At 37.6% G+C, this 12,921-nt stretch carries 6 protein-coding genes; 1 reads left to right on the top strand and 5 read right to left on the bottom strand.

Annotation, left to right across the window (positions count from 1 at the left end; translation table 11 throughout):
• Positions 1-91 precede the first annotated feature (91 nt).
• The 5 genes from DUT69_RS07520 to treZ form a co-directional block, all read right to left on the bottom strand.
• Complete coding sequence (locus DUT69_RS07520; RefSeq protein ID WP_113652623.1) at positions 92-2,680, bottom strand: TonB-dependent receptor; 2,589 nt, start codon at positions 2,678-2,680, stop codon at positions 92-94.
• 594 nt (positions 2,681-3,274) lie between these two features.
• Complete coding sequence (gene guaB, locus DUT69_RS07510; RefSeq protein ID WP_113652621.1) at positions 3,275-4,744, bottom strand: IMP dehydrogenase; 1,470 nt, start codon at positions 4,742-4,744, stop codon at positions 3,275-3,277.
• Between the two features lie 97 nt (positions 4,745-4,841).
• Complete coding sequence (locus tag DUT69_RS07505; RefSeq protein ID WP_162796212.1) at positions 4,842-5,501, bottom strand: hypothetical protein; 660 nt, start codon at positions 5,499-5,501, stop codon at positions 4,842-4,844.
• 104 nt (positions 5,502-5,605) lie between these two features.
• Entirely contained in the window at positions 5,606-9,691 is a 4,086-nt protein-coding gene (treY, locus tag DUT69_RS07500; protein ID WP_113652619.1) for a malto-oligosyltrehalose synthase, read from the bottom strand.
• On the bottom strand, positions 9,678-11,531 hold the full coding sequence (gene treZ / locus DUT69_RS07495; RefSeq protein WP_113652618.1) for a malto-oligosyltrehalose trehalohydrolase: 1,854 nt from the start codon (positions 11,529-11,531) through the stop codon (positions 9,678-9,680). The genes treY and treZ overlap by 14 nt, the downstream gene beginning before the upstream one ends.
• Positions 11,532-11,710: 179 nt before the next feature.
• Between treZ and DUT69_RS07490 the strand changes: the two genes are divergently transcribed.
• Entirely contained in the window at positions 11,711-12,868 is a 1,158-nt protein-coding gene (locus tag DUT69_RS07490; RefSeq protein WP_113653430.1) for a zinc-dependent alcohol dehydrogenase, read from the top strand.
• The last annotated feature ends 53 nt before the right edge of the window (positions 12,869-12,921 follow it).

Genomic DNA, 12,921 nt, shown 5'->3' with positions numbered 1-12,921 from the left:
GTCAATAGTCATTGGTTCAATCTATCATGCTGTAATTCTATAATTTATAGCGCATCACAACAAATGAACAAATTAAACTATTGAAAAGTACTTAAAAACTAAAACGTAAAGTAGCACCATAAGTTCTTGGATCTCCCAATACACCAGCATACAAACCTGCGTTACCCGCAGCAGCCTGTAATTGCTCGTAGTAATTTTTGTTGGCAATATTTCTGCTCCAAACAAAAATCGAGAACTTTTCTGATTTGAAACCCGCTCTAGCATTCAGCAATGCATAAGCGTCAATATTTAATACGCGTGATGGTGTTGGATTAGATGAATAGCCAGAACGGTAAGATGCATCAGCTGCAACAAAATATCTTCCATTTTTTGTCGCTAAAGACCCGGCAGTGCTTAATTCCGTTCCACCAGAAATATTCCATTTTGATATCCCAGGTAATCTTCCTCCAGAAGCATCTTTAAAGGCAACTTGCGTAGCCACTCCATTAATCAATTCTGTATGCCCAGTTTCTTCTAAAGGTAATGGTGCATTTGTAAACTTAACATATTTGCCATCCAAATAAGCTAGTGCAGCATTTAACGTTAGGAATCTTTCCAATTGTAAACTACCATCAATTTCCAATCCCCTAACATTAACTTTCTCGGCATTAGAAAGATATCCTCTATTTACACCCAACTGTGGCGATTGCACATTAGTTTGATAATCTTTTATGTCGGTATTAAATGCAGTTACGTTTACCAATAACCCTTTTGCTGGTTTGGTTTTTACTCCTAGTTCGTAGTGTTGCACGTACTCTGGCTTTACAACGGCTAGAGATAAGTCTGCATCGCCGGTTGATGTAGTTGGGAGACCACCAACATTTACGCCGACAGGTTTGTAAGCGGTAGAGAAAGTTCCGTAAGCATTTAAATTGCCATTAGGACGATAAGATAAAGTGATGTTACCCGACAAATTGTTATTATCTGTATTGGTGTTAAACTGCTGGTTACTGTAAACCGCCGCCTTTAATGCCAGTAACGCTGCATCGGTAGTCTGCAGTCCGCCATAAGTATTTCTGTCGTAATCCACGTCTTTCTTATCGTAGGTATATCTTAAACCCGGCAAAATATGCAGATGATCTATAAATTCCCAATCGGCTTGTGCAAATACCGCAGCACTTAAGGATTTGATGGTAGAATTTGTTGTAATTCCATATCCATCTAATAGCCCAGGTGTGCTGTACAAAGCTTGGCTTCCAGTATTAGAAGTTTGAACAAACCTCCACTGATCTTTACCAACTTCCTCGGTTTGGCCGAGGCCTTGCAAATTTTGACCAAGCACAAACACACCAACTACACCACTCAATTTTTCGGCTATATTACCCGCGTACCTAACTTCTTGAGAATATTGATCGTGGCGAGTGTTTCCTTGAGATTTTGTAAGTGCAGAAAACTCCGAAAAATCCCTATCATTTGTCGGATCCCAATTCCAAAAACGCCAGGCTGTTGTTGAAGTAAGCGTACCGTTTCCAATTTTATAATCTACGTTTAAAGAGATTCCGCCGATAGATTGATTGTGTCGCCAAGGTGTATTGGTGGCAATTTCACGCGAAAAAGGATCTACTTTCGGTTGCTGATAACCTAAATCTGAAATTATTTTGGCATATTGGCGGTACGCACTTCTTTCTGTTGTAGTTATTCCGGCGATAACTAAAGGATAGCCAGCCGGATGCTGTATGCTTACATCACCACTTAATAAAACCTGTAGTTTATCAGATGGCGTGTAGTAGAGTTGTCCTTTAAAACCAAGATTATTTTGTCCGCTGTATTTTCTTTCTTCTATTGTATTCCAAATTGTACCGTCTCTTTGCGTGCCAGAGATCGACAGCTTTGCAGCTAAATTTGTGGCTAAACCACCAGAAACCGATGCTTTAGCTTGTATAAAATTATAATTTCCAACACTTAGTTCAGCCTTTGCAGTTGGTGTTTGCGTAGGTTTTGTGGTCGTGATGTTAAATGCACCGGCAGTTGTATTTTTACCGAACAATGTACCTTGGGGTCCGCGTATTACTTCAATCTGCTCGATGTCCAAAAAATCAGTTGAGGTTGCAGCAGGACGAGCATGGTAAACGCCGTCTACATAAAAGCCCACTCCCGGATCAATACCGTCGTTAGTTAATCCAAATGTTGAACCTAGGCCTCGAATATTTAAAGTAGTGTTACGAGCGTTAGATGCGTAAAGTTGTACAGAAGGCACCAATTCCTTTAAGCGGTTTACATTAAACGCACCAGCATTTTCAGCTGCCTGCCCGCCAATTACAGTAATTGCAATAGGCACATCTTGTAAAACTTCAGAGCGCCTTCTAGAGGTTACTACAATTTGATCCAGCAAGGCGTTTTCTACTAATATCAACTCCAATGCCGTATCTTGAAGTTTTAGGATCTGAAAATCTTGTGGCTTGTAGCCAACTGAACTTATTTGAATATAAAATGGAGGTTGTTGCGTTGTGCTAATATTAAATTTACCCTCTCCATCTGCAGCAACGCTTAAGTTTGTGCCACGTATTTTAATGGTTGCATGTGGTACAGGTGTACCATCGCTTCTTTTAACAATACCAGTAACCGTATTCTGTGCAAGCACAATGTTTGATAGTAGCAAAAAGGAAAGTAGCGTTAGAAATGATAAGTACGGTTGTTTCATTCGTTTGATTTAATATTAGATTTAATCTTCATTATCTACTAATTCTATAGATTATATAGACAAATGTATTTTAAAAAATTTATTTACCAAATTTTATTTTGAATTTATAGGCAAATTATTTTACTCAACAAATTAAATATGGAGAGGTGGAACTTATATGAACTCGTCAATTTAGTACGAGTTGGACATAGATGGATTTTATGATATTTTTTTTGGAAAGGCAATAGTGAAGCTTTTACCAACGTTCGCCGGGCTTTTTACTACAATCTTTTTAATATTAAAACCAGATGAATCTGGTCTTCGTAAAAAGGATTTCCGTTTCAATCCCGTTTATTACCTCTCTGAAGTGATGCTATTTGACGTTGCAAATTTCAGAACTTAAATAATTGCAAAAGCTTTGGTTTTTTAAACCCGATTGCAGTGGAAATACTTTTTGTTGTACTGCCACTCCGACTCGCTTGAGTGTGGCCATACAAAAAGATTGTAACAAAAAGCGGGGCTATCGTAACCGATGCCCCGCTGTATTTGCTTTTCCCTAAATCTCCTAAAGGGGACTTTCAATTATTTCCCCTTTCATGGGGCCAAGGGAGTTTTTTATCTTGTATAATTTGGTGCTTCTTTAGTGATGGTGATATCGTGCGGATGACTTTCTCTCATACCGGCAGCGGTGATTTGTACAAATTGTGCTTCTTGCAATTTATCGATTGTTGGCGCTCCACAATAGCCCATACTTGCACGTAAACCACCAATGTATTGGTACATTACTTCTGCCAAAGTACCTTTAAACGGCACACGACCTACAATACCTTCAGGCACTAATTTTTTAATATCGTCTTCTACATCTTGGAAATAACGGTCTTTAGAACCTTGCTCCATTGCTTCTATAGAACCCATTCCACGATAAGATTTGAACTTACGTCCTTCGTAAATAATGGTTTCACCTGGCGACTCTTCTACTCCGGCAAATAATGAACCGGCCATTACCGTACTTGCACCAGAAGCAATTGCTTTTGCGATATCTCCAGTATGTTTAATTCCACCATCAGCAATTACCGGAACGCCAGTACCTTTTAAAGCTTTCGCACACTCGAAAACTGCATATAATTGAGGTACACCTACACCAGCGATAATTCTGGTAGTACAAATAGAACCCGGACCAATACCCACTTTTACGGCATCAGCACCTGCGTCAGCTAAATATCTAGCTGCATCGCCAGTTGCAATATTACCAACAATTACCTGTAAATCTGGGTATTTTGCTTTTACTTCCTTAAGTTTATCTACTACACCTTTTGAGTGTCCATGGGCAGTATCAATCGTAATAACGTCAACGCCTGCTTTAACCAACGCATCTACCCTTTGTAAAGTGTCTGCTGTAACACCAACCGCAGCGCCAACACGTAAACGACCTTTTTCGTCTTTACATGCTACAGGATAATTTTTTACTTTAGAAATATCTTTGAAGGTGATTAGACCGCTTAAAAAGCCATTAGCATCAACTACTGGAAGTTTTTCGATTTTATGGTTTTGTAAAATTTCCTCTGCTTGAACTAAATTTGTTCCTTCTGGCGCAATAATCAAATTATCCTTTGTCATTACCTCTGTGATAGGACGAGCCATATTTTTCTGGAAACGCAAATCGCGATTGGTGATAATACCTACTAATTTGTTATCGGCAGTTACCACAGGAATACCGCCAATTTTATGCTCTTTCATAATTTTAAAGGCATCTGCAACTACAGCCGTTTCCAATAACGTAACCGGATCTTGAATCATGCCGCTCTCAGAGCGTTTTACTTTACGAACTTCTTCTGCCTGACGGTCTATCGTCATGTTTTTGTGCAACATGCCAATACCACCGTTTTGAGCTATAGCTATAGCTAATTCCGCTTCCGTAACTGTGTCCATTGCGGCAGAAATTAAAGGAACGTTTAGCTTGATCTTCTTAGTTAAATACGTCGAAGTATCTACATCACGAGGTAAAATGGCCGAATAAGCAGGAACTAACAATACATCGTCGTACGTTAAACCAGTGGCAATAAATTTTTGGGGATCGAGTTGCATAGCAAATAAATTAGGAGTTCTTATTTGCCGGGCAAAGATACAATATAAAAACTGATAATTAAAACCGCGATTTGTTTTTTAAATGTAAGGATTGTTGTTACCTGCCAAAACAATCTTTTTTAGGCTGATTTTTAAAAGCTATAAGTTTTTTGAGAGCATCAATTAAAGGTTTGGAAGAGCTACATTCTACAACTTTGTTTTCTGCATTATTTACATTAGGTTTCTTATCTTTTGATGAAACGGAGAATTTTTTCTCTAGACATTGGACAGGTTTGTTATCAACTAGATAAAATCGCTGTTCGGTAATGTCGTCTTTAGTTGCACCCTCAGCCGCAGCGCCAGATTCAAAACTCCAATTAACGCGATTGTAAAAAACGAAATAAGGTACTTCGTCAATTACAAAAAACTGATCTGTAGCGTTATGATGATCATACTCTGCATAACTATGCTTAATCAACCGCAACTTTCCTTTAGCTGTAAAATAAGTTATTGTACCACTTTTCTCGTTATAACAATTGTATTTGTAAGAAACAGAATCTAATTCGCCTTTGGCTAACTGATTATTTGTTGCCGTATAAACAGACTTAATTTCGTCTACATTTTTAGGTATTTCAATAGCGTCAGTCCGCGTTAACCCAATCGAATCTACCTTAACGGTTGTATCAACTGAATTAGCATTTCTACTATCTGAATTTTGCTTTGGGTTATTGCAAGCCATAAAAAACAGCATGCAAAAAAGGCTCAACAAGTTTTTCATATATACGTTCTTTATTAAAGCAACAAGCGTATTTATTTTTAGTTTGATTTTAACAGAAATGAAAAAAACAGTTAGAAAACATTATTTGGGTTTTGTTAAATAAACTAAGACCTTCTAAAAATTACTGTGTTTCTGGTCAGCCATTGCCTAACATCCTCATTTAATTGACCAGGTTTTATACGCCAAATCCAGTTTCCTTCTATAGTTCCTGGTGTATTAAGTCTTGCATCGCTATCTAAACCTGTCAAATCCTGCGCCTGTAAAATCGCAATATTCGCATTGCTAGAAAGTGCCAATCTATTCATCACAAAGTGGATATTTCGTTTCGTAACCTTATGTCCAAAATAGGCTTTCAATCTTTTCTTATCTTCTTTTTCTAGACTTTTGTACCAACCTATAATCGTATCGTTATCATGCGTGCCGGTATAAACGGCATAATTTTCATTTTCATGGTTATGCAAAGTATGTTCTGAGTTAATTAGATTTTTTCCGAAACCAAATTGCAGCACTTTCATTCCCGGCAAACCTAACTCCTCCCTAAACGCTAGGGCTTCCTCCATTTCTGCGCCCAAGTCTTCGGCTATAAAAGGCAAACTTCCGAAAGTTTTATACACGGCATTAAAAAAATGCTTTCCAGGTCCTTTTTTCCAAACGCCATTTTTTGCAGTTTTCTCGGTAGCTGGTATTTCCCAATAGGTGTGAAACGCTCTAAAATGATCTAGACGGATAAGATCGAAATGAGCTAAATTTTTACCAATTCTCTGCATCCACCATTGGTAACCGTCTTTTTTCATTTCATCCCAATTAAAAATAGGCATTCCCCATAACTGCCCATCATCTGAGAAAGCATCTGGCGGAACTCCAGATACAACTTCTGCTGTTAATTTATCGTCCAATTTGAATAGATTCGGGTTTGCCCAAACATCTGCAGAATGGTATGAAATGTAGATAGGTAAATCGCCGATGAACTTAACGCCATACTTTTTTGCATAAGCTTGTAATTCTTTCCACTGCAGGTCGAAAACAAATTGCTGCCATTTAATCTCATTCAATTTTTCGGCATTTTCTTTAGAGAATCTTTTTATCGCCTTTTCTTGCCTCACCTTAAGTTCCGCTGGCCATTCGCTCCATTGTTTTTCTTGGTGATGTTGGCTAATCAATTTAAAGAGTGCAAAATCATCAAGCCATGAGAACTCTTTAGCGCAAAAGTCTTCGAAAAGCTTTAAATAAACGCTACTGCTCTTTTTATAGTTTTCATAAGCTTTTGCCAAATATTGCTTTTGTAGTCGCTCTGCTTCTTGGTAGTTTATTTCAGCATTAATTTTGGGATTATGCACTAAGTCTTTTTCCGCTAGCCAACCTTTCTCAAATAACAACTTTGGGCTAATAAGTAAAGTGTTTCCAGCCATCGACGAGCTTGAGCTGTAAGGAGAGTAAGCATTACCTCGCCCTACCGGATTGTGAGGCAACAGTTGCCAATACCTTTGTTTTGTTTGATGAAGAAAGTCAATAAACTTATAAGCCTCTGGCCCCATACTGCCTACTTCCTGATCTGAAGAAAGTGATGTAACCGGTAAAAATACGCCGCTACCTCTACTGCCTTTGTGAGATTGCAACTGCAAGATGGCTATCGGAAACTCGTCAAATAAATCGCTGAGTTTAATTTTTTGATTAAGTACGAATACGTTATCTTCTTCAGGGCTTAGCAAATTTTTCCATTCGCCTAAATGTGTACTATTAAGCTGTAAAGCTGTATTTCGCCAATCAGTTTTTAGTAAATCCTCAACAGCACCTAAACCCAGCGGCAGTACAACTAATATTTTTTCCCCTTCGTATTCTCTTAAAAAAGAGAGCACGTGTTTTTTCAATTTACCTCTTACCTTAACAGGAATATATTTTCCATCTTCGAAAAGCGACTTATTTGTTTTTCTGATAGTTAATAATTGTTTGGTTAACCAAAGTTTTATCTCTCCGGTTGTTCTGCTTTCCCACAAATGTGAAAGATTATGCGTTTTCGAAAAGTTTTTAAGTAGTCTTGATCTTAAATTATAATCAACCGGTCTTCGGTTATCTGGGTCTACTAGCGAAAAATCCCATAATTCGGTTCCTTGATAAATATCTGGAATACCGGGTGAAGTTAGTTTCAAAACAGTTTGCAATACAGCGTTAAACAATCCTTCATCTTCTATATCACTTAATACTTGCTGTAATTTATCTGATTTAGAAATGGGCTCGATCAAACTAGTAGCAAAGCGCTTTACAACTTCCTCATAATTACTGTCTGGCTTAGCCCAATCAGATCTCCTCTTAGCTTCCCTAAGCACCTTTTCTAAGTATTCTTGCACCCTAATTTTAAACTGCTTAAAATCTTTATCATCCAATGGAAGTGTACCTATAAGCGTTTGATAAACAAAATAAGCATCGTTTGGATGAATCGTCGGCGTGTCGATTAACTCATCCAATGCTGCAACTAAACGCTCCCACCTTTCTGAATTCTGTGCCAAAGCAATTAACCTTGCCCTTGTATCTTCTCCGCGTTTTGTATCATGTGTTGCCGTAGCATTCATGGCATAGGGAAAATTAGCATAACGCTTATGCATTTCTCTATGATAATGCTTTATGCTGATGCCAAATCGGTTTAATGAATCTCCAACTTCGTTATGCGCTAACAATCTATTGTAGTTGTACATTAGCGTATCTTCTACACCTTTTGCCATTAAAGGCCCAGAAAACTGCATACATCTGTTGTAAAAAACACTTCTATTTTTTAGTATAGCTTTGTCAGTCGTTTCCTTAAACAACGATGTTTCTAAAAAGCTTAGAGCGGATTTATTGGAACTATGTTCTTTAGCTTTCTTAAACGTGTGTGCTAAAGCTGTTTTTGCATTTTTACTTAAAGGAAATTTGGTATCATAAAATCTGTAAACAGGGCAGTGTACAAGCAATTCGCCTATTGCTGTTTCTAAATCTTTTGCCGTCAAAGCCGACAATTTCTTATGATTTCCGAAATCTAAATCCTCAAAAAGCTTACGCAGGTTAGCGAGCTCACCTCCCATTTGCTCGTTAAGAATATTTTTCTTCTTTTTAGGAACAAGTTCGCTGGGCGATATATCTTCTTTAATGTATTGCTTGTAAAATTTTGTCAATTCGCTTTCGGCAGTTGTATTTGTAAGTACGTTATTTGCCAATTGCAAAAAATCATAACCCGTATCGCCTTGAGTGCTCCAATTATTTGGCAACTGCTCATCAACAGCTAAAATTTTCTCTACAGAAATGTATATATCTTCTCCAACTACCTGCCTCAACCTTTCCAAGTAAATTTCCGGATGAGCTAATCCATCAATATGGTCAATTCTTAATCCCTGAAAAACGTCTTTTTTTACCAGCTCTACAATATATTTGTGGTAATGATCAAAAACGTCTTCATGCTCTATATTTAAACAAATCAAGTCGTTAACCGTAAAAAAGCGCCTGTAATTTAGCTTTTTCGTTGTATCTTGCCAATCGCACAAGCGGTAAAATTGCAAGCCCGTAAGCTCATTTAAAAGTTGTAGGTCTTGGTTAAGCGAATCCAGCTTCTTCCTTACCGGATTGCCTTTCTTCGTACCATTAAAATTATCAACGAAATATTTTTTGCCGTTTTTTTTGCCAAAAATAAAATCATATGATTTTTCATTAATCGGCCAATTAGAATCGCCGTAAGCTAAAAAAAGTTTTTTTTCTTTAGCTACGATCGAAATTTTCCTTTCATTAATCGCATCTTCCAAACATTCGCCTAAAAAAGGAACCATCAATCGTTTATCCTCTATATCGTTTGGAAAATTGATATCAAAATAATGATAAAATTCAGATTTTTTACCATTTTCCAGCACATCCATTAACCATTCATTTTCAGGACTAAATGCCATGTGGTTAGGCACAATATCTTGCAACCAAAACATATTGTTCCGCTTTAATATTTCAGAAAGCTCGACAAGTTCTTCTTCGGTACCAATTTCAGGATTAATTTCTAGCGGAGAAACGCCATCGTATCCATGTTGACTGCCAGTTATAGCCTTAAAAATTGGCGATGCATAGATGGTATCTATTCCTAGGGAATTTAAGTAAGGGATGATTTTTTTTAAAGCTTTAAAATTAAAATCTTTATGTAGTTGTACGCGATAGGTTGCGGTAGGTTTAAATACTTGCATGCTCAAAAATTAGGGCGGATTGTGGTAGAATATTAAAGTTCTTATTTAATGGTATTTCTCGATGTTCAGACCTATCATTTCCGAAATAAGCTACTGATGATGAATTGATTAAACAATTCCAATTACCAGAAAAGTTTAAATCTATATTTTGGGATTTACGCGAGAAATTAATTAAACAAATCAGTTGTTCATCTTCTTGCCATCTGCGTATTAAAAGCACATTTTCTAATTCGAAAACTTTAACATCTAAATTTGCCAGATCCAAGGCTCGCAAAGCGGGATGAAGTCTTCTTAATGCGATTAAATCCTTATAAAAACTAAACATTTTCTGATGTCTATCTTCTGCTAATAACTCCCATTGTAATTTCGAATTCAGAAATGTTTTTTCACTTTGTGGGTCTGGTGCTTCGCCATTTGAATTAAACGACTCGAATTCGTTTGCACGCCCCTTACGTACTGCTTCAATCAATTCTTCACTACCGTGACTAACGAAATATTGAAATGGATTTGTTTCGCCCCACTCCTCGCCCATAAAAAGCATGGGTACAAATGGTGAAAACAAAACTGCCGTTGCAAGAACTTTACTCATTTCAAAGCCATAGAGTTGCAGAGAACGCTCTCCTAACATTCGGTTACCTACTTGATCGTGGTTTTGCGAGCAAACTATAAACTTATTACCAGCTAAATCAATTGGCTTGGAACCGTAGCATTTTCGTCTAACTGCAGAATAATTTCCATCGTAAACAAATGCTTGTTTATAAGATTTTGCTAAATCGGTTATGCCATTAAAATCTTTATAATAACCTAATCTCGGTTCGCCTGCTGTTACTCGTAATGCATGATGAAAATCATCAGCCCATTGCGCATCCATACCGTAACCGTTTTCGCTTAGCGATTCAAGATACTTTACATCGTTTAAATCGCACTCCGCAATCAAATGATATTCGCGTTGCATAACAGAACTTAGCTCAGCTACGTAAGCCTTTATTTCTGCTAAAATATGCGTTGCGCTAAAATCATTAATTGCATGTACGGCATCCAATCGGAGCGCATCAACATGGAAATCTCTCATCCACATTAAAACATTTTCGATGAAATAATTTCTAACGCCATCGCAATATGCGTCGTCAAAGTTTAGAGCCTCACCCCAAGGTGTTTTATATTTTGCTGTAAAGTAATTCCCAAAATCCGGCAAGTAATTTCCCTCGGGGCCAAAGTGATTATAAACTACATCAAGAATAACAGCGATGCCCCTATTGTGACATTCGTTTATAAAATGCTGGAATTCCGTTGGTCCACCATAGCTTTCTTGCACAGCGAAAGGAAATACACCATCATAACCCCAATTTCTCTCACCAGGAAAAGATGATAAAGGCATAACTTCTACAGCGTTAATCCCTAATTCTAACAAATGATCTAGTTTGTTTATCGCACCTAAAAATGTACCATCTGGAGAAAAAGTTCCAATATGCAGTTCGTAAATAATATAATCTGCCAGAGGGATACCTTTCCAACTCTCATCAGAAAATTTAAATGCATCAACATCAAATGCGGTGCTTTCTTGGTGCACTCCTTTTGCTTGACGCAAAGAAACGGGATCTGGTCTTTCGATAATGCCTTGCTCAGTTTCTAGTTGCAAAATATATTCATCAGCTATGCTAATAGGAATGTTTATAGCAGACCAATATCCATATTCTGCAGATTTTAACTTAACCGTTTGATTGTTATTAATTTTTAAGTGGACGTTTTTAGCTTTTAGCGCCCAAATATCTATACGGTTATTAATACCGCTAAATTTTAAGCCTAAACCTCTATTAAGAACATCTATTTTTTTTATCATCGATTATCGGGAACTGTCTGCATTTTTTAACAAGTTGATTGCCGGCTTGTTTTTAAAAACATTGGTCGATTAATTAATTATTTGAAAACAAAGGCATTTAGTAAGTGTTCGAAAATCAGAATCTAATCCGCTCTGCAATAATTCCATTTAATTATAATCCCTATTTAAAACAGAACAAAATGAAAGCAGCAGTATTTCACAAACCAGGAGACATTAGAGTTGACAATGTACCGGATCCGGTAATTTTAGAACCTAGAGACGTAATTTTGAAAGTTACATCAACCGCTATATGTGGTTCGGATCTGCACATTTTAAGTGGTGCAGTACCGCAAAAAGACCCAATGATTATGGGCCACGAATTTATGGGGATAGTTGAAGAAGTTGGCTCAGCTATTACAAACCTAAAAAAAGGAGATCGCGTTGTGGTGCCGTTTCCAATTTCTTGCGGAAGTTGTTTCTTTTGCACACATGAGGCCTCGCCAGCTTGCGAGAACTCCAATTATAAAAATTACGGGCCAGCGGGCAATTTAATGGATCAGAAGGGTGCAGCACTTTTCGGTTACACTGATCTTTATGGCGGATACTCTGGCGGACAGGCGCAGTACGTAAGGGTTCCGTATGCAGATGTTTCTCCAAGAATTGTGCCTGACGATTTAACCGATGAGCAAGCCCTATTTCTAACTGATATTTTTCCTACCGGATGGTCGGCAATAGATTGGGCGCAATTAAAAGGTGGCGAAACCGTAGCTATTTTTGGGTCCGGACCAGTTGGCTTGATGGCTCAAAAGGCCGCTTGGATAAATGGAGCTTCAAGAGTAATTGCCATAGATCCGTTAGATTATCGTTTAGATAAAGCGAGAGCGGTTAATAAAGTTGAAACGCTTAACCCTAACAAGGTTGATGTTGTGGAGGCAATTAGAGAAATGACAGGTGGACGTGGTGCTGACGTTTGCGTAGATGCGGTAGGTTTTGAGCCAGAAAGAAGTTTTATGGATAAAGTTAAAGCCACTATTAATTTCGAAAAAGGTTCAATGAAGGTGTTGGAAATGTGTTTCGAATCAGTGCGTAGAATGGGTACGGTTTCTATCGTTGGTGTTTATGGCTCACCTTATGACAATTTCCCGTTCTTTAGAATGTTTGATAAAGGAATTACCATTAAACAAGGTCAAGCACCGGTACTAAACTATATTGATAAACTGATTGGATTAGTAGAAGAAGGAAAAGTTGTTTTAGATGATATTATTACACACTCTATGCCGTTAGAAGACGCTGTACATGGCTATAAAATATTCGATGACAAGGAGGATGATTGCGTAAAAGTGATTTTAAAACCCTAGTCCAACTTTCAACAACACCTCTAACTATAAGAGAGGTGTTGTTTTTAAAATTA

The sequence above is a fragment of the Pedobacter namyangjuensis genome, assembly GCF_003313325.1.
In the GTDB taxonomy this organism is placed as follows: Bacteria; Bacteroidota; Bacteroidia; order Sphingobacteriales; family Sphingobacteriaceae; genus Pedobacter; species Pedobacter namyangjuensis.
The sequence above is the reverse complement of the archived record's forward strand: the minus strand, read 5'-3'. Positions and strand labels throughout refer to the sequence as shown.

Excerpts from the sequence above, each read along its gene's own strand:
- DUT69_RS07520 (WP_113652623.1), bottom strand. The coding sequence starts at position 2,680 with ATGAAACAACCGTACTTATCATTTCTAACGCTACTTTCCTTTTTGCTA.
- guaB (WP_113652621.1), bottom strand. The coding sequence starts at position 4,744 with ATGCAACTCGATCCCCAAAAATTTATTGCCACTGGTTTAACGTACGAC.
- DUT69_RS07505 (WP_162796212.1), bottom strand. The coding sequence starts at position 5,501 with ATGAAAAACTTGTTGAGCCTTTTTTGCATGCTGTTTTTTATGGCTTGC.
- treY (WP_113652619.1), bottom strand. The coding sequence starts at position 9,691 with ATGCAAGTATTTAAACCTACCGCAACCTATCGCGTACAACTACATAAA.
- treZ (WP_113652618.1), bottom strand. The coding sequence starts at position 11,531 with ATGATAAAAAAAATAGATGTTCTTAATAGAGGTTTAGGCTTAAAATTT.
- DUT69_RS07490 (WP_113653430.1), top strand. The coding sequence starts at position 11,711 with ATGAAAGCAGCAGTATTTCACAAACCAGGAGACATTAGAGTTGACAAT.